Here is a 24,692-nt window from a genome sequence, read left to right as displayed (position 1 = left end):
GGACGAATATCTGTTGTCATTATTCATTTTAAATTCCTCCTTATGCTTAATGATGATGTAAATGACAGTCGCATTGTCCTTCTGGACAATTGCAATCCACTTCTTCTACTGCGAAAGATTTTTTCATCTCTAATATTTTTTCTAGTCGATCTATATCATCGAAGCTTAAAACATGATCTTCAATGATGCTTCCTATTACACTTCCGACTTTCTTATTGCAAATACGGTTAAAAATAGTTTCTGCATAATTTCTTACGGCTTCATTCTCTTCAATATTTGCAGTGTAAATAAAATTTCTACCTTCTTGCTCTGTATTTAGTACGCCTTTTCCAACTAATCGACCTAAGATCGTTTTGATTTAGAATCTCACACTTAAATTGTGGGAGCATTATGAAGATATAAAATATTATTTATTATTCTACTTTAATTTGTCCCATCATACCTGCTTCTTCATGTTCAAGAATGTGACAGTGGTACATATAAGTACCCTTCTTATTAAACTTAACTATAAGTCTTACTTTTTCGTTAGGCTCAATATATACAGTATCTTTCCATCCGCTCTCCTCTGGAGAAGGCGCATTACCGTTTCTTGATAGAATTTGAACCTGTGTGCCATGAATATGGAATGGGTGCCCCATTTTATGCATCATAGATCCTGGGTTTGTAATTTCCCAAATCTCTGTATCTCCAAGCTTCACTGTTTCATCAATTCTATTCATATCAAACTTTTTACCGTTTATTGATACCATGTGACCCATACCTTGAAGCTCAAAGCTTCTTATCTTAGTAGCTTGTGCTTCTGACATTCTTTCTATATTCGTTAAAGTGCTAGGTACTTCAGTATCATCTTTCCCATCGCCTTTAACATTAAAGGTCATAATGACTTCCTTATTACTCATAAGTGATAGCTGCGTTCCCTTTTCATACTTTGAAAAGTCCACTATTATCTCTGCTCTTTCCCCAGGTGATAACATAATATTTCTCTTGCTAACCGGTTTTTCTAAAAATCCACCATCAGATGCTATTTGATAGAATCCATCTCTATTATCTAACTTCAAATTAAAGTTACTTGCATTAGCACCATTAACTATTCTAAATCTCATCTTGACTCTATTAACCTCTAAATTAGGTTTAATAGCTCCGTTAACTATGATAGTATCCCCTGTTGCTCCATCCATCATATTTGTATTATAAATAAAACTGCCGTCCTTGCCAAAGCTTCTATCTTGAATTACTAAAGGTATATCATTTACTCCATATTCCTTAGGAATATTTAAGCTTTTTGATACTTCATCATCCACATAGAATAGTCCTGCTAAACCTTTATAAACTTGGGTAGCAGTATTTCCTCCAAAGTGCGGATGATACCACAATGTTGCAGCCTGTTGATTTACTGTAAAACTAGGCCCCCAAGTTGTTCCTGGTTCAATTCCTTGATGAGGGCCCCCATCCTTTTCTCCTTCTACCTCTAGTCCATGCCAGTGAACTGTAGTTGCTTCTTTGAGCTTGTTATTTACGTGCATATTTACTTGCTCACCTTTACTTACTCTGATGACAGGGCCTAAGAAGCTTCCGTTGTAACCCATAGTTCGTGTCTTGGTATTTGGTAAAAATGAAGTTTCTCCTTCTTGAGGTTCTAAAGTAAAATCCGCAATATTAGGATCTGGATTTTTATCCTCTAATAGTGGTGGTATAGGAAGCGTACTTTTTGTTTTACTTGTTTGAATATCTATATTAACTGCACTCTGGTTTATTTTAGAATAACTAATCATTGGTTCTAAAAATGTAATATATCCAACTACAGTTAATACGACTGTAAGTCCAATACCTAATAACATATGTTTATTCTTACTCATTTTTATTCCTCCTTATGTTAATGATGATGTAAATGACATTCGCATTGTCCTTCTGGACAATTGCAATCCACTTCTTCTACTGCGAAAGATTTTTTCATCTCTAATATTTTTTCTAGTCGATCTATATCATCGAAGCTTAAAACATGATTTTCAATGATGCTTCCTATTACATTTCCGACTTTCTTATTACAAATACGATTAAAAATATCTTCTACATAATCCCTTACGGCTTCTTTCTCTTCAATATTGGCAGTGTAAATAAAATTTCTACCTTCTTGCTCTGTATTTAGTACGCCTTTTCCAACTAATCGACCTAAGATCGTTTTGATAGTGGATTGTGTCCAGCCCATTTTTTCTTGCAATACGGAAATGACTTTTTTACTAGTTACTCGATCATTTGCCCAAACTACACGCATGACTTCCCACTCAGCATCTGTAATATAAGTATTAAGTTCTATTGTTCTCATTTTCCTTTCCTCCTAGTCGTTTACAAATGTAAACAAATGCCTTTAAGACAAGTCTACTATTGTAAACGAATTATGTCAAGTCTTTTTAATAAATGTAAGCAACGCTTATAGCTTTTTATCTCTCCACTTCTATCCCATAATAATTTTCATAGTTTTTCCTAAACTAAAAACGACTACTTTCACAGATATACATCTGATCTAGTAGTCGTTTATTATAAGGAGTAAAAACAAATTGGGCTTATAAACGCAACGATTTATATGATAGCCTCACTAGCAACTTGAATTATACTTCAGTATTTTTCAATTGGTCATTACCAACGCCTGTTTTTTGAAGAATCAACAACGTAATGCTCATCGCCATACCTACTACAGTGGCAAGGCCCATACCTTTTAATACTACAGGCCCCACCGCAAGTTCTGCACCGCTAAGACCTACAACGAGGATAACAGATGTAAGAATCATGTTAACAGGGTTTGTGTAGTCTACTTTACGTTCTACTAACATGCGCAAACCAGATGCTGCGATGATACCGAACAAGAGAATGGATACGCCACCCATAACTGGTACTGGAATAGCATGGATCAGAGCTGCAACCTTACCTACGAAGGAAACAATCATCGCAAGAACTGCAGCACCACCGATTACCCATACGCTGAAGCAACGAGTGATAGCAAGTACACCGATATTTTCACCGTATGTCGTATTTGGTGTAGCACCGAAGAAACCAGAAAGGATATTAGCGAGGCCATCACCGAGCAAGGAACGTTGTAAGCCTGGCTCTTTCATCAAGTCTTTAGCAACGATGTTACTAGTTACAACCAAATGACCAACGTGCTCTGCAAATACAACGAAGAGAGCTGGCATAATCATGATGATCGCATTGATATCGAATACAGGCATGCCGTAGAATTGCGGCAAAGAGAACCATGGAGCTGCTTCTACACTAGAGAAGTCAACAACGCCCATGAAGGCAGACAAGATATATCCGGAAACAACGCCAATCAAAACAGGGATTACAGCTAAGAAGCCACGGAACACAACAGTACCAAGCAAGGTAACAACCAAGGAAAACATTGAGATAAAAATAGCTTGACTGTGGCTCATGCCTAAATCTTGAGTACCAATAAGGCCAGACATACTCATCGCTACTGGCGCTAATTCCAAACCGATAATAGCTACGATAGCCCCCATCGCTGCTGGAGGGAATAACTTATCGATCCAACGAGTACCAATATAACGAACAAGAATAGATAAAATCACAAAGGAAAGACCAAATATAACGAAGGCACCCTTTGCAGCTTCATAGCCAAGACCTGCAGATAACACGCCTGCTACAGGAGCGATAAAGGCGAAGCTAGAGCCGAGGTAAGCTGGAATTTTACCTTTACACACGAATAAGTATAGTAATGTACCAATACCATTCATAAATAATGCCGTAGCTGGATCTACTTTCAGTAAATAAGGTACCAATACAGTAGAACCAAACATAGCGAATAAATGTTGAAAACTAAGTGGCAACATTCGACCCCAGGACGGGCGTTCTTGGATATCAATATAATCCTTCATCTTTTCTCCTCACACACAATAGAAATACGTTGTATTTATACAGCACCTCTTAAGAGATGCTATATAAATCCACACTAAATATATTCACCTTATACTACATAAGTTAAATATCAACGTTCAGACCTAGGTCGTCTACGAGTTGGCTTTTTAGCCGTTTTCGGTCTAAAAGGACCAGGCATTTCCGTTTTTTTAGGAGTTTTGGGAGCAGCCGGTTTGAATCGGCTTTGCGTTTCCTCACGTAAGGATGGTAAATCCTCAATTGTACCGATCTGCTTTACACCTTCCACATTACGACGGCCAATGCTCGCTAATAAACCAATGGCCATAAAGTTCATCAATAAAGAGGAACCACCATAACTAACAAATGGTAATGGCACACCCGTTACAGGCATAATGCCACACACCATGGCGATGTTAAATAAGGCTTGACCACTAATGAGCAAGGTAATGCCCATAGCTAGCCATTTACCAAATTCATCTCGGGCCTTATTGGCAATTCGGAATCCATAGTAGGTGAAAGCTGCTACCAAGATAACAACAAATACAGCCCCAAGGAACCCCATTTCTTGAGCCCACACAGCAAAAGCGAAGTCTGTATGTGCTTCTGGTAAATAAAAGTACTTGGATGTACCTTGCATAAAGCCTTCCCCTAGGAAGCCACCAGAACCAACGGCTAACAAACCTTGTACAGTTTGGTAACCCATATCTTGCGCATGAGGCCATGGGTCAAACCAAGATTGAATACGCTCCCACCGGTACGGCGACGAACGAGCCGCAATAAAGCCTAGTAAACCTGCTACTGCAAAGGCACCACCAAAGAATTTTCCATCAAATCCGGCTAAATAAATCAGAATAAAGGAAAATCCAAAGATTAGTATCGTTGTCCCCAAGTCAGGTTGAAAGAATGTTAACCCTGCAAATACTGCTGGCCAACTCAACATAGGAAACATATAACTGATGCGCTCACCAAAATAGCCTTTCATATTAATCAGCGGATTCGTATGTCGAGGTTTACCCCATTTTCTTAAGCTACTCAACTTAGCAGAAGTCCATATAAGAGCCGCCAATTTAGCAAACTCAGAAGGCTGTACAGATATAGGCCCGATTAAGATCCATCGACGAGCACCATTGATAACGGCACCCATGATGAGTACTAATACTAACCCAACAAGCGTAGCAAGCATAATGCGTTGCAACATATGATCCTTCTGTAATTGTCGATAGTCATAGCGGTATAAAATAATGCCTGCTGCCAATGAGATTAACAAAAAGACAATATGTTTCCAGAAATAGCCTAAAAGCCCTGTATTTTCATAAATAGAGCTGATATAGGTGGCACTAAAGATATTGACACTGCCAATAATAGTAATGAGTACTATAGGCAAGAGCATACCTTGTAAATCATTTCTAAAGAGTGAGCCCCACCGACTATCCCCCTTATTCGGTGTTTCCATATTAAGCCTCCTTTTGTACTTTTGGCTTAACTGCTTCTAAGCGGAAAATAGGTTGCCCTTTTTTACTAAATTTCTCTTCGTATTCAGTTTTAACATTTGGAAGATCCGTACTATGTAAATCGTATGTTACATTTTTAAGCTCCCAGCCGCATTCTTTAAACTCTTCAAGAGAGAACATAAATAAACCTTCATTATCTGTCTTGAAGTGCACTTCGCCACCATCTTTTAAGAGACGGGCATAACGGTCTAGGAATGTGTGATATGTAAGGCGGCGTTTAGCATGTTTTGCTTTAGGCCATGGATCACAGAAGTTAATATAGAAGCGGTCTACTTCGCCAGGTTCTACAACCTCTTCAATACCTGCAATATCAAAGAGACATACCTTAGCATTGTCGCGTTCCCCTTCAAAGATTTTTTGTGCTGCGTAATAAATAACGCCAAGTTGTACTTCGAAACCTACAAAGTTAGCATCTGGATATGCTTCAGACATGCCCGCAATAAAGCGGCCTTTCCCAGTACCAAGCTCCATATATAATGGACGCTCTGGATGAGCAAATAACTCACGCCATTTGCCTTTGTGTTCTTCATGTCCAGACAAAATGATATGAGAATCATATTCGTGGATAGCTTCATCAATCCACGGTTTTCTACGAAGGCGCATACTTTCTCCTTACATCTATTTCAATAATGTATTATTTATATCTATTATTACAGGCCATATACCTATCCTATTAATTATAGAAAAGGGGACCTTAAACGTCAATTACATTTCCCTCCTCTCCCCTATAAAAAAGACCTACTTCCAAAGAAGTAGGTCTATATTTTATTCAAAAATCATAGATTCTAGATTTTCAATTTGATATTTACTTAGGCCAAGCTCAGATAAACTCTTTTCAGATGCACTGAATAGATTATTTTTACCAACTCGAGTACCTAATGCTGCTGCCGCTACCAATTCACGGTCTAATTTACCTAGACGAGAACGATTACGATTTTGAGGTTTAGGCTTTTTCATACGGAACGTATTATATTGAACCCCTTCCTTAGCTTCTTCAGTCTTCTGCTTTGTTAAAGCAGCCCCATTAGTGCCATTCCCCAATAAAGCACTAAGACCTGTTTGCTTAGGAACCATTTTTTCGTAATCAGCGCCAAACTCAGGACGCTCTTCACGTAATTGATCAAATGTAGCCAAAGCTGCATTCATTTGCTTCAAACCAGCAGCAGAGTAAAGTTGACGAATCGCAATACTCACCTCTTGCGGCGTCAACGTACCTCGCTCGATAGCAGAAGCAATTGTACTCTTTAATGCACCTTGATCTCCAGACGCTGTATAGCGACCAATTTCAACCAAGTCTTTTTGACGTGCATTGAGTTCTTTAGGCGTATATATGTTTATCTCAGATATAGACGGTGCCTGTTTAGAAGGCTGCTCTCCCGCCCCATTAGCCTCGAACATATAGCCACCGGCTACGATGGCCAAGGCTAATGTTAAGGTTAATACTCTTTTCAACGTCTTATAATCTCCCTTAATCATTAATACTAATTGTATAATACTGTATTAAACGAATACATTAACAACAATTTTATTCTACTGTAATACATACTGTAGATATTATTATATAATACTTCATCTATTTTTTATAGTCCTATTCGAAAAAAATCTATATTTTTTTAACAAGTTTTATATATTTATAAAATTTATAGAATCATTACTGCTCCTTAAGAATGGACGAGCGTACATGATTACTGGGCTCATCAAAGATATCAATTAATTAATAATTTAGCAAACTAAAACTTATCGGCATCAATTTTTAACAATCAATTACCAAAATATAGATACACATTTTTTTATGTATAAACCAAAAAAGTAGATATCCCAAAAGGAATATCCACTTTTATGTACCATAAATTACACATCATTGGCTAAATAACAAAATCTTACATTAAATATAATGCAAAATCTGTATTTCAAAGTTATTTATTTGGACTTTCATATATAGTTTTATAGCTACCCTCTGTAACAGCTACGATTTGTTCAATCTCCTCTGTTGGATCTTCTGTAAAAGTAAAGCTTTCACTAGCATCAAAGGATGCACTCGTCCCACAAGAGGAACTCAAATCGCGCGGCACTGGACGGAGTTCTATATTGGTTACCCCTTCAGGGGCTTCACGCTTGAAGCGAATCGCGCCAAAGTGAGAGTAAAATGTTGCAATATATTTCATAATCACTCATTTCTAATCTACGCATTTGCTCGTTTTGTATTAAGGATAGCAATGATAAGAGCCACTGCAAAGCCAACACCGACTGCGATTTGACCATTTAATGTAGGGCCTGCACCAGAGGCAGCTAAACCGAAATTATGAGCAAATGCTGCACCAGCCGCAAGACCAAGTACTGTTACAGCAGAGTCAGAGTTACCTTCACCCGTCATAATCAATTGACGTAATGGACAACCACCAAGCAATACGCTACAGAAACCTGCAAGCGCCATACCTAGGAAGTTCCACAATCCATCTGTATGTGCAATCGGTTGGTTTTCAAAGCCAAGATGGAAATTACCAAAACTAATATTTACAACGAATACACCAATGAGAACTGCTAAATAGCCAAAGATAAGAATAGATTTTTTAAACAAGAATAAATCGCGGAAGCCACCAACCGTACAAAGTCGGCTAACTTGAGATAAGCCACCTACTACGAGGCCTGCCGTCAAAGAAATGAGCCATGGAGCATGCATTGCGCCAGGACCTTTTTGGCTAAAGAAGATAAATGCGGGAGCCGCTACTACTAGTACTAATAACCCAACCTGAATAGCCGGCATCATAGCAGATTCTAATTTGCTCAACGCATAGGTACGTTGTAAGGAGTAGCCCCGTTTTAAGAAAATAGTACCAAATCCAATACCACCTGCAAAGCCAGCAATGCCGAACAAAGCATTTAAATCACCGCCGCCAAGACGCAAAATCATACGAATTGGACAGCCAAGGAACATCAAAGCACCGATCATAACAAAGAAGCCGAGAATAAAACGAATAATTGGGGATGAACCACCTTTACTTTGGTGTTCGCCACGAATCATGGACAATACATAAGCCCCTAATATAAGACCGATAATTTCTGGGCGAATGTACTGTACCGGTGCGGCACGATGTAGACCTAGACCACCGACAGTATCGCGAACAAAGCACGCAATACAAAAGCCCATATTACCTGGATTTCCAGCTAATACGAGGAATCCTGCAATAGCACCAATAATAAGGCCTGCAATAATTAAATTTCGTTTTTCATGAGACCCACTCATAATAAACTCCTTTCAAACTAACTACACTAAAACTATATGAGCATATGCTCCTACCTTATCAAGCATACTACTCATGATATAATAACCATAAATACATCTTATTATTCATGGAGATTACCAATGAACTATATCTATTTAGATAATGCGAGCACCACGTTTCCCAAAGCACCAACAGTCGCCACCGCTATGTCCGACTATATAACGAACCGGGGTATCAATATCAATCGTGGCTCCTATGCCCTCGCCTACGATGTAGAGGATATTATCTATACAACAAGACAACGACTACATCCCTTATTCAACGGCCATGATCCAGCACATGTCATCTTTACACAAAATGTGACAATGAGCTTAAACATGGTCATCAAGGGCCTATTGAAAGCAGGTGATCATGTGCTCGTTAGCTCAATGGAGCATAATGCAGTCATGAGACCGCTTACCCAACTGCTAGATAAAGGCATTACCTTTGATACTATTCCATGCGACTCCACAGGATCGATCCAAATGGACTCTATCGAGCCATTAATTCGTCCTAACACAGTAGCCCTAATTATCAATCACGCATCCAATGTATGTGGAACCATCCAACCGCTCGAATCAATTGGCCCGATCTGCAAGGCTCATAATCTACAATTTATTGTAGACGCAGCCCAAACGGCAGGTGTTATTCCTATTGATGTGAAAGCATGTCATATTGATGCCCTTTGCTTTACAGGTCATAAAGGCTTATTGGGACCTCAAGGTATTGGTGGCATTATATTGACCAAAGAAATGGCTCAAAACTTAACCCCTCTTATTGCTGGTGGTACAGGCAGCTTCTCACATTTAGAAACCATGCCTACCCATATGCCCGACGCCTTTGAATCAGGTACGTTGAATCTACCTGGCATCATTGGACTCAATGAAGGCCTCGCCTATATTGAGTCACAAGGAATGGAAAATATTCATAACCATGAGCTAGCGTTAACACAAGCCTTCCTCGAAGGATTGCAATCAATAGATGGTATTAACATCGTTGGTAAGCAGAATATCCAAGATAGAACTGCCGTCGTATCCATCACAATTGATGGTATGGACCCGGCGAATATTGCTTACGAACTAGAATCCACCTATCATATCATGACGCGTGTTGGTCTCCACTGTGCCCCGCGAGCACACCAAACGCTAAGAACCTATCCAGAAGGAACCGTACGCTTCTCCTTTGGCTATGCCAACACACATAAAGATGTGGAATCTGCATTATCGGCTCTAAATACAATCGTAAAGAGCTCTAAATAATAGATATCACTGTTAAGGCTATATACCTTGAGTATATAGCCTTTTTCTTATAACATAAACATTTTATTACTTACTTGTTATGAAAGTTATTTCTAGCCTAAAAGCTAATAATCATATAAGGCTTAGACTACAGCAGTTAGAATATCGAGTCCACTTATGCTTCACACAAACGACCGATAGCATCAGCTCTGCAGCGTTTGCAGTGTGTCATTTGCGGCACATAGTGACCAATAAATTGACGCATATTATCGATTTCTTCAGAGGTCGGTCCCCTATGGTTTTCAAATGCCGTATTATGAACTGGAATCATAGCAATGCAGTTCATCAAATCGACACCCCATGCTTCCGCTTGTTTAGCGATAGCTGGTACATGGTCCATATTTACATCAGGCACTACCACGGTGTTAATCTTAACAATGATATTCTTTTCCTTTAACTTTCGGATACTTTCAGCCTGACGTTCTAATAAAATACGTGCCCCATCGATTCCCTTGTAGATATTACCCTCATAGCGAACCATGGAATATACTTGTTTTGCAATCTCAGGATCAATAGCATTCGCCGTAATCGTTACATGAGTAATTCCTAAGTCAGCAATTTCATTAACATAATCAGGCACTGCTAAGCCATTACTAGATAAACAAAGCATGACATGGGGGAAATCTTTTTTTACGAGGCGGAAGGTTTCTAGCGTCTTGTCTGCATCACACATAGGATCTCCAGGCCCTGCAATACCTACTACAGAGATATCCTGACGAGCATCAAACACCTTGCGCACAAAGGCAGCTGCCTCTTGTGGCGTATAGACATGCTGCGTCACGCCCGGTCTATTTTCATTGGCACAGTCGTACTTACGATTACAATAATTACATTGAATATTACAATTTGGCGCTACTGGTAAATGTAAACGCCCCCAATTAGCAGAAGCTGCCTTGTTGTAACAAGGATGATTTTGTAGGAAACTTTGTCCTTGAATTTCTTTCATAATTAACCTTTCCGGCCAAATCTAATAGCATCTTTATGGCAAACATGTAAACAATCACCACAGTTGGTGCAATTCATTTCATTTGGTCGTGTTCCCATTTCACATACGCGCAAGCACGCATCACAGTTATCGCAATCATTTGTTTTAAAAATTCTAAAAATAGAAATTTTGCGAAGCAACTCCATAACGCCCCCAAAAGGACATACAAAGCGGCACCAAGCATTGGCGATAATAAGGGAACCAGCAATAATAGAAACGACCGTTATAGTCCGAGCCGCCCAATACCATTCGGAGAACTGCATAGATAAAATGACAGCATTAAAATATTCATCGCTCGTCCGAATTGGGATCATAACGCGGGGATTACCAAATTTAAAATATACTACGAGCCCTAAAATTATAGTTGCTACCATGCCAAGTTGAAGGAACTGCATATACTTTTTACGATTTCTTAGTGGTCCCATAGATATTTTTCCTAGCATTTGGTTAACCCAACCACTTGGACAGAACCAGCTACAGAAAGCACGTCCAAATAATACGACCATAATCGGCAAGATAATCCACCACGCATAAAAGTACGTCGTGATACGCCCCCAGCAAGAAATGATAGAGCAACTTTCACAATTCACAAAGGGAACAATGTAAGGACAACGGAATACACCATAGTATACCCATTTCCCCATAATAAAGAGGAAAATAAACTGTACGATCCGACGCCAAAGGGTTAAATTCTTAGGGGCTTGTTTTCCAGATACACCAGAACTAACTTGAGTTCCACAGGTGGTAGATGACGGACATTGATTACACATCTTTTACACCAAACCTTTCTATCAAATCGAGACCTCTCGCACTATGAACGGATGTGAATCCGTGATTTTCTAAGATTTGTTGTCCTTCTTGAGACCGTGTAAATTCAATATAATCGGCAGCCAACGCACGATCTTGTACATATTTCATTGTATTAATAGTGAAAGTGAGCGGTGCAGGTGGCACAAATTGTGCAGGTATAGAGAAGTACTCTATACGATCCTTGAACCGATCATGTGTGGTAAGGCGTTTTTCAATGATGGATACATCGGCTTTACCTTCTACAAGGTCACACATCATGGAGATTACACAAGCATTTTCGGCTATCATGTTTTTCATAATGCCATCGGTTAAACCGGATAATTTCATAATCCCCTTTACAGATGCACTACCAGGAGGCGATGCCCCCAAGGGTAACATAACGCGTACACCAGGCTCTGCCATATCCTTCAAGTCCCGAATCCCTGCGGGATTCCCCTTAGGTGTAACGATAACGTAATCCGTAAAACATAATGGTTCAAAAGCCATACTTACGCCTTTTTTGCGCATATTTTTCGCTAGATCTAAACCGCGAGCCCCAAAGACTTCTGTGCGACTTTTCTCAGCTAACAAGGATTTACCAATAGCCCCTGCAAAGGCACCAGTATACTGAATATTGTGCCCCGTGTGCATCGTATAAACTTGGTTTAAATCAAGGAACGCTTCCGACAAACCGCCACAAGTCCACACTTGTAATGAGTCAGACTGTGTTGGCTTGTAAGCGCCTCGTATAAACGACGGCACCGCTGATGCGGCTGCTAAAGCTAAAGCACCACCAATAAACTGGCGACGGGATATATCCTTTTTCAAAAATCCCATGTACTTACCACCTTTCACTGAACTTTACAGTACTAATCATATACTCACATTATAGTATAAAAATCATAAGCTTTAACGATGATATGCATAAGTTTAATTAATTTATTTATATAGATTAGTCATGTAAATACTGTTTTTAAAGGTATTATTATAAAATTTTAAGATATTCTCTCCATATCTATTTTATTGAATATTTATTGCATACGATGAATATGCTATTTTTTTTAGATTTAATGAAGCTAACATCCCACTATGTGTTTAGTGCATAGCCAGCAAGAACAATCAGCTCTATAGACTATATTTAGACTCTTTACAGAACTCATTGCTCTTTAAGATTTAAATGCACTATAAGACACTATTGCCAAAAGAACGCAAAAAGGCGGTACAACCAAATGGTTATACCGCCTTGATTCATCAATTATTCAGCAGTGAATGGCAATAAAGCGATTGCACGTGCACGTTTGATAGCTGTAGTCAATTTGCGTTGATGTTTTGCGCAAGTACCGGAAATACGACGAGGTAAGATTTTGCCGCGTTCAGTCGTGAAACGACGAAGTTTAGCAACATCTTTATAGTCGATTTGATCGATATGGTCTGCACAGAAAACGCATACTTTTCTTCTTGGCTTTCTGCCTCTATCTCTTCTCATTGCGAATCCTCCTTTTCGAATTAGTAGGAGTCCCTGACACTAGAACGGGATGTTTTCGTCATCGCCGCCTGTACTGAAACTATCAAAATTAGAACCACCTTCGAAAGAATTAGTATTCATATCAAGGGATTGGCCCACAAAGTTCGCTACCACTTCAGTAACGTACCGTTTTTGACCGTCCTGAGTCTCGTAAGAACGAGTTTGCAAACGACCTTCTACAAAGCAACGACTGCCTTTACGAAGATTGCCTGCCGCTTCACCAAGTTTGCCCCATGCAACGCAGTTGATGAAAGCAGTTTGCTCTTTCGTCTCATTTGTTGTGGAATCAATATAGGTGTTAGTTGCAGCTACTGTGAAAGTTGCTACCGCACGACCTGTTTTAGTGTAACGTACTTCAGGATCACGAGCTAAATTACCTAGAATTTGTACAGAGTTCATGTTTTCCTCCAGGCTTTAATTATGCTTCGTGTTTAACAATTAGATGTCTTAGGACTTCATCGTTGATTTTCAATACACGATCGATTTCTTTGATTTCAGCAGGTGCTGCTTCAAAGTTGATCAATACATAGAAACCGTCAGTGAATTTCTTCACAGCGTAAGCAAGACGACGCTTGCCCCAACGATCTACCTTTTCTACTGTGCCGCCTACACGAGCAATTAAAGCTTCTACTTTTTCAATAACAGCGTTAGTTGCTTCTTCTTCAGCTGGTTTCACAATAAACATGACTTCGTATTTGTTCATACAAAATCACCTCCTCTTTCGGACTAATGCCCCTATCGACACATAGGGGTAGGAAGTGCTTACCATCAATAAGCCTTACTATTATAACCTAAAAAAACGATGAAAGCAAGAACCCATTTTGAGTTCTTGCTTTCACAATTATTAATGGTCGTATCGTTTATCTCTAGGGAATGCTAGAATAGCACAAATAATAACAAAGATGGCAATAACAGACATCATAGGATATGCCGAATCATTTGGTAAGAATGTTAACATCAAAGATGAAATAATACCACTACCATATTGCATCGCCCCTAGTAAAGCTGCACCAGAGCCAGCCATCTTACCAGCCCGTTCTAAAGCTAACGCATTGGTAACTGCTGCAATAACACCATTCATAGAGAAGAATAAGAAACTGCCGATTACAATAAGCCATAAAGAGTGTTCGCCCATAAACATTAAAATCATAACAATCGTTACACATATGGCTGCAAACATGGTAGTATAGCGCAATAACTTATCGAGGCGTATGGCACTTACAATGCGCCGATTGACGGCACTCATGAGCATTACACCAATGATATTAAGAGAGAATAAATAACCAAAATACTCTGTAGGCACTCCAAATACATCGATGTATACATAGGGTGAACCAGTTAAAAAAGCATAGATAGCAATATAGAAGGAACTTACACAAAGCGTGTATTTCATAAATTCTTTATTACGCAATAAGATCCAGTAATTGATATAAGTATGACTCAGATCCTTTCGGCTACGCTTTTCCTTGGGGTGTGTTTCAGGCAACAATAGAACGGCCAATAGCATGAACACACCTATAATAACCAATAGCCAAAATATAGCATGCCACGTATACCACGCAAGCAAATGACCGGCAAACAAAGGGCCCGCTATGGGTGCTATAGCCATTACGATAGCCAGTGTAGACAACATCTTTGCCGCCTCAGTCCGTCCATACAGATCTCGAATGATGGCTCGCGATAACATGGGCCCTACACAAGCTCCAAAAGCTTGGAATACGCGCCATGCCAACAGTTCAATCATCGATGAACTTAGCGCACAGCCTACAGAGCCTATAATAAACAAAACTAGCCCTATTATGAGAGGTTTCTTCCGACCAATCTTATCACTGACGGCGCCCCAAAAGAGCTGAGCCAAAGAGAACCCGATTAAGAACCCCGTAATCGTAAGCTCCGCATCACCATTTAGATCCCGCCCCATGGCAGGCATGGCGGGCAAATAAATGTCCGTCGATAACGACGTAAACGCCATCAAAGCACTTAATATAGAAATAAAAAGCCAACTTTTATTGCTAACCGTATGCATACAGTCACCACTTCCATATTCAACTATATGAACTATCATATAAACCGCACTATACTTAATATATATTCATTATATCAAAAATATACATATGGATATATATTTTTTTTATAATTCTAACAAAAAAAGCGTAGTAAAATACTACGCCAAAAGTAGAGTAAAAGTAAAAGCCTAACGCAACAGAGTATTCAAAATACTCGCACGCTAGGCTATTCTCTTAAAACTATTTATAAGATGAGCCTAACGCCACCACGCGTTGATGGCTCTCTTTTCATTTATTATACAACATAAACAGAATTTCTTAAAAAATTTATATGATAAATGGCTCATTATCATTAACGATATACACATTTCTATGAGGTACTAATTCCTCTAATCTCTCAGGATTATCAGTATGAACCGGAATAATAGCATCGGGATTAACTAGTTCTATAAACTTAATCAAATCATCTTTAGACACATGACCACTGGCATGACATATATAGGTTGGGTAGGTCTCTAACAAAGTTTTCAATGCTAGGTTTTCTTCAATATATCCTGTCCACATGGAATATATGATACGTACATCATCTTTAGGAAATTCTTTAATTTGAGAAATAAAACTTTCTGTTCCTCTTACCAAGGATACAAACCCATGATCCATATAATATTTAGGATACGGTCCTTTACTAAGAACTAGTGGGCTATCATGTCTACGATACAAAGAGCTTTCATAATATACATTATTAATCACAGTGTCTAATATTCTTTTCTGATAAGCATCACAAATTAAAACTTTATCAGTTGGCATATTCTGCCAAATTCCCATAATACGGTCAATATTCGTAGAGGAGCACATAATAAAAACATATTTCCCATCTTGAATATATGAAGAAATATCGTCTAATACTGCGGCTTCAGATATGTATTTATCTGCGTCTCTAGACAAAGAAGTCCCCTCTGTAATTAATACATCAACCTCACCTATATATGTGTTAACTAATTGGTCTAATATGTGATGACGCAACCCATGCATCCGGAAATCACCTGTATATAAGACATGTTTACCTTCCGCTTCAATGACAAACATATAACTATCCGCAGCACTATGGTCGATAACTAAAGGTCTGATACGTATGTCACCAATAGAAAAGGCATCTCCGCCCCGAAATGTATTAGCACCTAATAAGCTCAAGTATAAGCATCTATCTTGATATTCAGCACCTATTAGTGCGATTTCCTTGCTTAATTCACCCATATATAATGGTATTTCTGGTAGTGCAGAGGTTAGTTGTCCTAAATGATCCATATGATAATGTGAAATCACAATACCATCACAATCTGGTAACCCTTTTGTAACACCGTCTATATCTAAATTTATAGGTGTGTACTTTTCATCTAGACTCAATTCGTTACCAAAATCCAGTATAATGCGGGTAGATGCTGTACTAATTTCTATGGCACTACCACCAATTTGATGAGTGCCACGGTGTATTTCAATCTTCATATTTAATCGATAATAAACTGTTCTTGGATATAATATTTGCCTATATGCCAATCAAAATCTACAGGAATGATTTTTTCTTTATCTTCCATAAATTGAACTGCTTCAAATTTTTCATTAGTACTATCCTCTGAACGTGCTAATTTACAAAATCTGAAAATAATATCTTCTTTACTAGCAATCTCTTTACAGAGCATATATAAGTAATCCTGACCTAAGTTTCCTTTCATCTCCATAAACTCTATGAATTGTTTTGAGTAAGTCGCTTGATTTGGGTAATAAATATTTAGTGGTAACAAAGGAGTTTGCTCATCATTAGCATATTCAGAAATATCTTGAGCACCACCATCAAACAAAATAATAAGTTCAAATTTAGCATTAGAATCAAAAGCCAATTCATCTCTATCAGATGCATGCCCTTTTAAATTATGGGGATAATTCTCAATATAGTCACTTATAAATCGTTCTTTATCTAAAAATTTATAATATGTATAAATCTCTAATACACATCTAAGTAAAGTTTCATGACTACCAGCAGGATGATATTTTAATTCAATTAAAGAAAATCGTCTATTTTCTTCTGAATACCCCACTAAATCAATTTTACCAATTTTATCAGATTGTTTCCCTTTTAAAGAAACTTGGTAATCAATAATATTGCCCAAACTAGGAATAAAGTCATTTAAATATAAAAGCTTAGCAAGATTCTCTTCATTTCTACTGCCTATTTTTCCAGAATATAACTTAAAACACTTTTTCTTGTTATGATCAACTGTAAAATATGACTTATTTCTTAAAGGTTTAAGCTCATCCCAAAAATCTATAGGTCGTTTATATTCTTCTTGCCCCTTAGTCTTAATAGGATAAAGAAGCTGTGCTGCTATCCATTCAGTCATAGCCAGTGGTGTTTTACCCATTGCACTATCCCCTAAAGAATTTAGAATAGAGTCGCGATAAAAACCTTCTGGACCGTTCTCATAAAAAGGCGCCCACATATCAGCTGACAATGGAGCCCCATTAACACTTTCTAAGAAATACTCAAAACCTCCAAAAACATTATCTACCCATTCCGAAAATAAATTTTGTTTCATGATATTCTCCTTATAAAACACACTACAAACTTCACTTTTTCTTCATTTAAATTATACCAAATCTTATATGTATTTTTTGCCACATAAAAACATTTTTTTAATTAAAGGGTCCTATAACGAATCCCTTTAATAAATTCTATAGAAAGTTATTGCAATATTTCCTTTTCTCCTTTACTATAGTAAAAGAGAGTTACATTTAGAAAGGAATCATCATGGCTAATATCAATGAAAATTACTTAAATCTACAAGGTTCTTATTTATTTGCTAATATTGCAAAAAAGGTAAATGAGTACCAAGCCGCACATCCAGATGCAGATATTATTCGTCTTGGTATTGGCGATGTTACATTACCGCTTGTTCCTGCAATTATCGATGCAATGAGCAAAGCGGTTCAGGAGATGGGCAAAGCAGAAACATTCCGCGGTTATGGCCCAGAACAAGGCTATGACTTCTTGCGCCAAGCAATCGTTAATGGCGATTACAAACCATTAGGTGTAGATATTGCAATCGATGAAGTATTCGTGTCTGACGGTGCAAAATCTGACGTTGGCAACATCCAAGAATTATTCAGCGAAGATAATGTCATCGCTATTACAGATCCAGTGTATCCAGTATATTTAGACTCCAATGTTATGGGTGGTCGTACTGGTGAAGCTGTAGACGGTATCTTCCAAAAGGTTGTATACCTCCCTACTTATGCAGAAAATAATTTTTCTCCAGAGTTTCCCTCTGAAAGAGTAGATATCGTATATCTTTGCTCCCCTAACAATCCAACAGGTACTGTATTGAGCCGTGCTCGTCTTGCAGAATGGGTAAAATGGTGTAAAGACAACGACGCCATCTTGATGTTTGACTCCGCTTACGAAGCTTTCATCAGCACAGAGGACACTGTAAAATCTATCTACGAAGTCGAGGGTGCTCGCGAAGTAGCCATCGAGTTCCGTTCCTTCTCCAAAACAGCAGGTTTCACAGGCACACGTTGTGCTTATGCAGTAGTGCCTAAAGAAGTGACAGGCAAAACTAAATCCGGTGAACGCCAAGCCCTCAATCCGATGTGGAACCGCCGCCAATGCACTAAATTCAACGGTGTACCTTACATCATTCAACGCGGTGCTGAAGCAGTTTACACTAAAGAGGGCCGCGAACAAACACAAGCTAACATTGCGTACTACAAAGAAAATGCCCGCATCATCAAAGAAGGTCTAGAATCTATCGGCCTTACTGTATACGGCGGTGTTGATGCTCCATATATTTGGCTCAAAACACCAGGTAGCATGACTAGCTGGGAATTATTTGATATCTTACTTGAAAAGGTTCAAATCGTATCTACCCCAGGCTCTGGCTTTGGCCCTCATGGCGAAGGTTATCTACGTTTAACAGCTTTTGGTAGCCGTGAAAATACAATTCGCGCTGTTGAAAGAATCAAAACGTTACAATTCTAATACCTATAAAATAAAAAGACCGATTACAATCCCATAATAGGAAGGTAATCGGTCTTTTCTATACCTTAATATATATTATTATTTAGTTTGATCTTTATAACAAAACGCAATGTATCGATATAGTTAAACTTAAACTGATTTTCAAATGTATGGTCATATTGATAGATATATTACTTTTACAATCTAGATTGATGAATTCTATAGAAAAATATTAAATACATTTATTTTGTGCTATAATAGTTATGTTAATTATTAAATTTATCGATTAATATAGGAGGCTAATATGAATATTCGTATTGGTATCGTTGGCTACGGCAATTTGGCTCGTGGCGTAGAAGCATCCGTTCAATTACAACCTGATATGGAGCTCGTAGGCGTATTCTCTCGCCGTCAAGGTATTGAAACTGTGTCTGGTGTACCTACTTACTCTATGGAAGATATTCCTAATTTCAAAGGTAAAATCGATGTAATGGTTCTTTGTGGCGGTTCCGCAACAGACCTTATCGAACAAACACCAATGGTAACTAAATACTTTAACTGTATCGATTCCTTCGATACACATGCACGTATCCCTGAGCATTTTGCTAATGTAGACAAAGTAGCTAAAGAAGCTAAAACTGCTACATTGATTTCATGTGGTTGGGATCCAGGCATGTTCTCCTTGCAACGCGTTTACGCTGAAGCAATCTTGCCAAAAGGCAAATCCTACACATTCTGGGGCCGCGGCGTATCCCAAGGTCACTCCGACGCAATCCGTCGTCTTGAAGGCGTAGTTGATGCTCGTCAATACACTGTTCCTAAAGAACAATACTTAGACGAAATCCGCAACGGTCAAACTCCTGACGTTGATGGCTATAAAGGTCACCTTCGTGAGTGCTACGTAGTAGCGGCTCCTGATGCGGACAAAGCTAAAATTGAAAACGAAATCAAAACTATGGAAAACTACTTCGTAGGTTACGAAACTGTAGTTCACTTCATTTCTCAAGAAGAACTTGATCGCGACCACAAAGGCATTCCACATGGTGGCTTCGTTCTTCGATCTGGTGAAAGTACAGATGGCACTCGTCACGTTATCGAGTACTCTTTGAAACTTGATTCCAACCCTGAATTCACAGGTTCTGCCCTCGTTGCTTACGCACGTGGCCTCTACCGCCTTGCTAAACACGGCGGAACAGGTTGCTACACAGTATTCGACATTCCACCAGCTTGGATTTCTACACAATCTGCTGCGGACTTGAGAGCACATTCTCTATAAGAAATATAACAAAAAACCCACACCTCAGTGTGGGTTTTTGTCTTCTTATATGGTATACTATTACAAGAAGTGAGGCATAGATGTTTAGTAGCGTCAGCCTTGTTTCTATAGGTAAAAATTTGAAGAAACGGCTTGATTCTACTGGGTCAGGCCCTTTTTCATTCTAGCGGTAGAAAGCTAGGTGTACTAGATAGTCAGTCTATTTTGCCGCCATGATAATGGTAGCGATTAATTAGCAAGAACTGACACATCTAGAGGCCTCGACATCAATATATTATTTATCAATCTTTCTGTAAATGTATTTAGTGACACTACTAGTCACCTATGTGACTAATGGTGTCACTTTTTTAGTACAAATTTATAGCGTCTATATGATATAATATTTATTTGATAGAGTTTCTACGGAAACTTTCACAAAGAACGAAATCAATTAGTTAATAAAAGGTGGTACCATGAGCACAAATTTAGAAGTAGGCATCGTAGGCCTTCCAAATGTTGGTAAGAGTACATTATTCAACGCCATTACAAAAGCAGGCGCTGAAGCTGCCAACTATCCATTCTGTACAATCGAGCCAAACGTAGGTGTCGTTGACGTTCCAGATAACCGTTTAGCTGTATTGGCTGAAATGTTTGGTTCTAAACGCATCCTTCCTGCTGCTATGCGCTTCGTAGATATTGCAGGCCTCGTAGAAGGTGCGTCCAAAGGTGAAGGTTTAGGTAACAAATTCCTTAGCCACATCCGTCAAGTAGACGCCATTGCTCAAGTTATTCGTTGCTTCGAGGATCCTAACATCACTCATGTTGCAGGTTCTATCGATCCAATCCGCGACATCGAGATCATCAATACTGAACTTTGTCTTGCTGACCTTGAGTCCGTAGAAAAACGCAAACAACGTATTGAAAAAATCGCTAAATCTGGCGATAAAGATGCTCGTGCTGAATTGCCATTGTTAGACCGCATCATCGAAGGTCTTGGCGAAGCTAAACCAGTTCGTGCACAAGGTCTTAACGAAGACGAATTAGAAATGATCAAAGAATTAACTTTGCTCACAGCTAAACCATCCCTCTTCGTTGCTAACGTGTCCGAAGACGAAGTAGCTGATTACTCCGCTAACGAACATGTAAAACGCGTAGAAGAATACGCAAAAGCTGAAGGTGCTGGCATCGTAGTTGTTTCCGCCCGTATCGAATCTGAAATCGCAGAATTATCCGACGAAGAATCCGCTGCATTCCTTGAAGATCTTGGTCTTGAAGAATCCGGCTTAACTAAGCTTATTAAAGCAAGTTATGCACTATTAGGTCTTATCAACTACTTCACGGCTGGTGAAATGGAAGCTCGTGCATGGACAATTGTAAATGGCACAAAAGCGCCTCAAGCGGCAGGCAAAATCCACTCCGATATTGAAAAAGGCTTTATCCGTGCTGAAATCGTATCCTTCGATGACTTACAAGCTTGTGGCAGCCAAAATGCGGCTAAAGAAAAAGGCCTTGTACGCCTAGAAGGCAAAGAATACGTTATGAAAGACGGCGACGTAACACACTTCCGCTTCAACGTATAATACAAATTAATAACAATAAAAACCAGTAAATCGAACGATTTACTGGTTTTTTTAATGCTACAAAAAGCTTTTATTTAATTTTATTTGTCATCATTGCCCAATGCATTTTTAAGGCCACTAATCGCACCTTCTACAGCATCTTTAGCATCATCTGCAGCTTTCTTAACATCATCTGCAATATCATTAGCAGCGTCTTTTACTTTTGCTACTGTATTTTCAACAACGCCTTCTGCTTCCATTTGTTTGTCATCAGTTAATTTGCCAACATTTTCTTTTACTGCACCTTTAACTTGATCTAATTTATCATCTAATGCCATAATTGTGACTCCTTTCATGTAAAATCACGTTTAACCATATAAAATCTACTTTTATAAGTAAAGGGCTATCCTTTTTTTCCGAAGAAAAATGAGACTACAGCAACAACAATTACTGCACCCAATACAGATGGAATTAAGGACATTCCTGCTAAGCTAGGACCCCAAGTACCAAATAGGGACTGACCTACGGACGAGCCAATTAAACCAGCAACAACGTTAGCGATAACGCCCATTGCACCGCCTTTGTTAGTGATGGCACCAGCTAGGAACCCGATAAAACCACCAACAATAATTGACCATAACATACAATCACTCCTTCCTATTCAATCAAAATATTCATAAATCCTATCAAATAATGCAGTTTTTATAAATATTTTAGAATTATTGTATATTTATAATATAGCATTCAATTCTAAAGATTAAATGAAGAATTTCGATTTAGTTCTACATATATGATCTACTCAACTACTGTTACAATTTCGTCTAAAGTACGGCGCGTTTTATTACGATGTGGTTCTTCGTCTCGGTAACCAAAGGCAGCCATTACAGCTATGCCAAAGTGTTTAGTATCGAATAGGCCAAGTTCATCACCTAAGAGTTCTGTCATGTCATCTTGATTGAAGCCTTCTAATGGACAAGAATCTAAGCCTTCATACGCTGCCATAGTCATCATATTCGCCATAACGATATACGCTTGTTTAGAGGCCCAATCAAAAGCAGCACGTTCAGACTCAAATGTTTTATAATCACTTGTAGTAAATTGAGCATATTTTTCTTTATAAATAGCATCTACTTCAGCAGGTAATTGTTTAACCTCTTCTTGAATATAACGTACATAGGGAGAATCAAATTCTAAATCTACCTTTTTACGTGTTAAGAATACCACAAAATGACTTGCTTCAAGGCCCGCATGAATGCCCCAGCCATGAGCTTTCATTTTTTCCCGAATTTCTGGATTTTGAATAACTAGCAATTCAAAAGGCTCAAAACCAAGGGATGTAGGTGCCAAACGAGCTGCTCTTAAAATAGCATTCCAGTCTTCTTCAGAGATTGTCTTATTGCTATCAAACTTCTTACAAGCATAGCGATAGGTCATAGCGTACTCTAAATCGTTACGATCCAATTTAGGGGCTGTTAATTTTACATTTTCTATTTCATACTTGCTCATATATACCTCCATAATGATAAAAAATATCATATATTTATAGTACCATAGTTAGCCGTTAAATTACAGAAGAATGAAAATTTTAATAAAAAACAAGAAAAAGCCTAGACGATGTCTAGGCTTTATATGGTACAGCTAGCTCACCTTTTTCATACCAAAAGAGGCCAGATGTACTAATCTTATGTTCTTTTAAAATAGTCTGAACCTGCTCTACAATACTTGGATCTATTTGCACAGATAAACCACACATATCGTAAAGCTCTGGAGGTGTAGCCATCAATTGATGAGGCACCGCTAATTCTGTTAGTATCTTGTCTGCTTTATCGCCAAAATAATAGGACGTAAAGACGACTAGCAATTTTTTATTTTCCAAGGCCTCACCTCCTATCATAGCATCTACCATTACATTGTTATAACATTGACTATCCATTTAAAGCTAAGGTATCTCGTCTAAATCTGTCTGTTAAAAATCAGTGATAAGAATTATAACTTAACTAAATTCTCCCCAAGAATAGAGTCCGTAATAGCGTACATATTTGTAATACTACCTACGCCAAGCTCTTCTTTTACCCCAAAATAATCGAGACAAATGCCACATGCTGCAATTTCAACACCAAGATCAGCTAGTTTTTTTATATTTTCTAAATGAACAGAATCATTTACAACCATCTTAACACTGCTGTTGATGAAATAGATTTTAGATGGTTTTACATCGGCTTCAAGCATGCATACCCAGAACGTTTTCATTAGGTTACGGCCTAATTCTTCACTACCTTCACCAAGATAGTCTTTTGTCATCAAGATGACACGGTTGCCATAACTCATTGGTTCACAACTACCATCTGCTACTGGATTATCATTAGGGGTCATAGTGAGGTAGAAATCCTTACCGTCTTGTCGGATAGCCACACCATAACCACGAGACTTGCCAAACTTTTCTACATTATCGCGACTCACTTCATTATCTACAATAGTAGTAATAACAGCATCTGGATTCGCATCGCTAACCTTCTTAGTTTCAATCACAGGTTTTGGACACAAGCTACCACGTACATCTACAGTTAATTCATTTGTATTGCTCATCATACACCTCTA

Annotated in this window: 26 protein-coding genes and 1 pseudogene; 4 read left to right on the top strand and 23 right to left on the bottom strand. The window is 38.5% G+C overall.

The window, feature by feature from the left end; translation table 11 throughout:
- Positions 1-46: 46 nt before the first annotated feature.
- The 9 genes and pseudogenes from VEHSUH06_RS03355 to yedE all read right to left on the bottom strand — a co-directional run.
- Positions 47-358, bottom strand: a pseudogene (locus tag VEHSUH06_RS03355) (CopY/TcrY family copper transport repressor); the annotation flags it as partial.
- Positions 359-413: 55 nt separating this feature from the next.
- On the bottom strand, positions 414-1,856 hold the full coding sequence (locus VEHSUH06_RS03350; RefSeq protein WP_105097756.1) for a multicopper oxidase family protein: 1,443 nt from the start codon (positions 1,854-1,856) through the stop codon (positions 414-416).
- 17 nt (positions 1,857-1,873) lie between these two features.
- A complete protein-coding gene (locus tag VEHSUH06_RS03345) occupies positions 1,874-2,323 on the bottom strand; it encodes a CopY/TcrY family copper transport repressor (RefSeq protein WP_105097755.1) in 450 nt (149 codons plus the stop codon).
- Between the two features lie 283 nt (positions 2,324-2,606).
- Positions 2,607-3,890: a uracil permease gene (gene uraA / locus VEHSUH06_RS03340; RefSeq protein ID WP_105081451.1), complete on the bottom strand. Its 1,284-nt coding sequence runs from the start codon at positions 3,888-3,890 to the stop codon at positions 2,607-2,609.
- A gap of 110 nt (positions 3,891-4,000) precedes the next feature.
- A complete protein-coding gene (locus VEHSUH06_RS03335; protein ID WP_105097754.1) occupies positions 4,001-5,344 on the bottom strand; it encodes an FtsW/RodA/SpoVE family cell cycle protein in 1,344 nt (447 codons plus the stop codon).
- Between the two features lies 1 nt (position 5,345).
- Positions 5,346-6,005 (bottom strand): tRNA (guanosine(46)-N7)-methyltransferase TrmB, encoded by a 660-nt coding sequence (gene trmB / locus VEHSUH06_RS03330; RefSeq protein ID WP_009352075.1) that lies wholly within the window; start codon positions 6,003-6,005, stop codon positions 5,346-5,348.
- Positions 6,006-6,167: 162 nt separating this feature from the next.
- Positions 6,168-6,854 carry a carboxymuconolactone decarboxylase family protein gene (locus VEHSUH06_RS03325; RefSeq protein WP_009351854.1) on the bottom strand — a complete coding sequence of 229 codons (687 nt, stop codon included), beginning with the start codon at positions 6,852-6,854 and terminating at the stop codon, positions 6,168-6,170.
- Positions 6,855-7,318: 464 nt separating this feature from the next.
- Positions 7,319-7,567, bottom strand: coding sequence for a DUF3343 domain-containing protein (locus VEHSUH06_RS03320; RefSeq protein ID WP_105097753.1), 249 nt, complete (start codon positions 7,565-7,567; stop codon positions 7,319-7,321).
- 17 nt (positions 7,568-7,584) lie between these two features.
- Complete coding sequence (gene yedE, locus VEHSUH06_RS03315; protein WP_105097752.1) at positions 7,585-8,646, bottom strand: YedE family putative selenium transporter; 1,062 nt, start codon at positions 8,644-8,646, stop codon at positions 7,585-7,587.
- 120 nt (positions 8,647-8,766) lie between these two features.
- On the opposite strand from yedE, the gene VEHSUH06_RS03310 reads away from it, so the two are divergent.
- Complete coding sequence (locus VEHSUH06_RS03310; protein WP_105097751.1) at positions 8,767-9,924, top strand: aminotransferase class V-fold PLP-dependent enzyme; 1,158 nt, start codon at positions 8,767-8,769, stop codon at positions 9,922-9,924.
- Between the two features lie 154 nt (positions 9,925-10,078).
- Here VEHSUH06_RS03310 and VEHSUH06_RS03305 read toward each other — a convergent pair whose 3' ends face one another.
- The 9 genes from VEHSUH06_RS03305 to VEHSUH06_RS03265 form a co-directional block, all read right to left on the bottom strand.
- Positions 10,079-10,909: a radical SAM protein gene (locus tag VEHSUH06_RS03305; protein WP_105097750.1), complete on the bottom strand. Its 831-nt coding sequence runs from the start codon at positions 10,907-10,909 to the stop codon at positions 10,079-10,081.
- A gap of 2 nt (positions 10,910-10,911) precedes the next feature.
- Entirely contained in the window at positions 10,912-11,718 is an 807-nt protein-coding gene (locus tag VEHSUH06_RS03300; protein WP_105097749.1) for a 4Fe-4S binding protein, read from the bottom strand.
- Complete coding sequence (locus VEHSUH06_RS03295; RefSeq protein WP_105097748.1) at positions 11,711-12,574, bottom strand: substrate-binding domain-containing protein; 864 nt, start codon at positions 12,572-12,574, stop codon at positions 11,711-11,713. The genes VEHSUH06_RS03300 and VEHSUH06_RS03295 overlap by 8 nt, the downstream gene beginning before the upstream one ends.
- Positions 12,575-12,992: 418 nt before the next feature.
- Positions 12,993-13,223, bottom strand: a complete 231-nt coding sequence (gene rpsR / locus VEHSUH06_RS03290) for a 30S ribosomal protein S18 (protein ID WP_004697977.1) — start codon at positions 13,221-13,223, stop codon at positions 12,993-12,995.
- 39 nt (positions 13,224-13,262) lie between these two features.
- Positions 13,263-13,661, bottom strand: coding sequence for a single-stranded DNA-binding protein (locus VEHSUH06_RS03285; protein ID WP_004693797.1), 399 nt, complete (start codon positions 13,659-13,661; stop codon positions 13,263-13,265).
- Between the two features lie 19 nt (positions 13,662-13,680).
- Positions 13,681-13,965 carry a 30S ribosomal protein S6 gene (rpsF, locus tag VEHSUH06_RS03280; protein ID WP_004693799.1) on the bottom strand — a complete coding sequence of 95 codons (285 nt, stop codon included), beginning with the start codon at positions 13,963-13,965 and terminating at the stop codon, positions 13,681-13,683.
- Positions 13,966-14,106: 141 nt separating this feature from the next.
- Positions 14,107-15,288: a multidrug effflux MFS transporter gene (locus VEHSUH06_RS03275; RefSeq protein WP_105097747.1), complete on the bottom strand. Its 1,182-nt coding sequence runs from the start codon at positions 15,286-15,288 to the stop codon at positions 14,107-14,109.
- A 307-nt stretch (positions 15,289-15,595) separates the two neighbouring features.
- Complete coding sequence (locus VEHSUH06_RS03270; protein WP_105097746.1) at positions 15,596-16,771, bottom strand: MBL fold metallo-hydrolase; 1,176 nt, start codon at positions 16,769-16,771, stop codon at positions 15,596-15,598.
- Positions 16,772-16,773: 2 nt separating this feature from the next.
- Positions 16,774-17,859, bottom strand: coding sequence for a hypothetical protein (locus VEHSUH06_RS03265; protein WP_105097745.1), 1,086 nt, complete (start codon positions 17,857-17,859; stop codon positions 16,774-16,776).
- Positions 17,860-18,071: 212 nt separating this feature from the next.
- Between VEHSUH06_RS03265 and VEHSUH06_RS03260 the strand changes: the two genes are divergently transcribed.
- From VEHSUH06_RS03260 to ychF, 3 genes are all read left to right on the top strand, one after another.
- On the top strand, positions 18,072-19,301 hold the full coding sequence (locus VEHSUH06_RS03260) for an LL-diaminopimelate aminotransferase (RefSeq protein WP_105097744.1): 1,230 nt from the start codon (positions 18,072-18,074) through the stop codon (positions 19,299-19,301).
- 283 nt (positions 19,302-19,584) lie between these two features.
- Positions 19,585-20,556: a diaminopimelate dehydrogenase gene (locus VEHSUH06_RS03255; RefSeq protein WP_105097743.1), complete on the top strand. Its 972-nt coding sequence runs from the start codon at positions 19,585-19,587 to the stop codon at positions 20,554-20,556.
- Between the two features lie 452 nt (positions 20,557-21,008).
- Positions 21,009-22,115 carry a redox-regulated ATPase YchF gene (gene ychF / locus VEHSUH06_RS03250; protein ID WP_105097742.1) on the top strand — a complete coding sequence of 369 codons (1,107 nt, stop codon included), beginning with the start codon at positions 21,009-21,011 and terminating at the stop codon, positions 22,113-22,115.
- A gap of 80 nt (positions 22,116-22,195) precedes the next feature.
- On the opposite strand, the gene VEHSUH06_RS03245 is transcribed toward ychF, so the two are convergent.
- The 5 genes from VEHSUH06_RS03245 to yedF all read right to left on the bottom strand — a co-directional run bounded on the left by VEHSUH06_RS03245 (position 22,196) and on the right by yedF (position 24,680).
- The gene (locus VEHSUH06_RS03245; protein ID WP_009351877.1) at positions 22,196-22,432 is read right to left on the bottom strand and encodes a CsbD family protein; all 237 of its coding nucleotides are present in this window, start codon (positions 22,430-22,432) and stop codon (positions 22,196-22,198) included.
- A gap of 65 nt (positions 22,433-22,497) precedes the next feature.
- Positions 22,498-22,737: a GlsB/YeaQ/YmgE family stress response membrane protein gene (locus VEHSUH06_RS03240; RefSeq protein WP_009351847.1), complete on the bottom strand. Its 240-nt coding sequence runs from the start codon at positions 22,735-22,737 to the stop codon at positions 22,498-22,500.
- Between the two features lie 152 nt (positions 22,738-22,889).
- Complete coding sequence (locus VEHSUH06_RS03235) at positions 22,890-23,600, bottom strand: NAD(P)H-dependent oxidoreductase (protein WP_105097741.1); 711 nt, start codon at positions 23,598-23,600, stop codon at positions 22,890-22,892.
- Between the two features lie 112 nt (positions 23,601-23,712).
- Positions 23,713-23,970, bottom strand: coding sequence for a DUF3343 domain-containing protein (locus VEHSUH06_RS03230; RefSeq protein ID WP_009352053.1), 258 nt, complete (start codon positions 23,968-23,970; stop codon positions 23,713-23,715).
- A 110-nt stretch (positions 23,971-24,080) separates the two neighbouring features.
- Complete coding sequence (yedF, locus tag VEHSUH06_RS03225) at positions 24,081-24,680, bottom strand: sulfurtransferase-like selenium metabolism protein YedF (protein ID WP_043006023.1); 600 nt, start codon at positions 24,678-24,680, stop codon at positions 24,081-24,083.
- Between the last annotated feature and the right edge of the window lie 12 nt (positions 24,681-24,692).

Origin of the sequence: Veillonella sp. S13053-19, from assembly GCF_002959835.1 — a bacterium.
In the GTDB taxonomy this organism is placed as follows: domain Bacteria; phylum Bacillota; class Negativicutes; order Veillonellales; family Veillonellaceae; genus Veillonella; species Veillonella rogosae.
The sequence above is the reverse complement of the archived record's forward strand: the minus strand, read 5'-3'. Positions and strand labels throughout refer to the sequence as shown.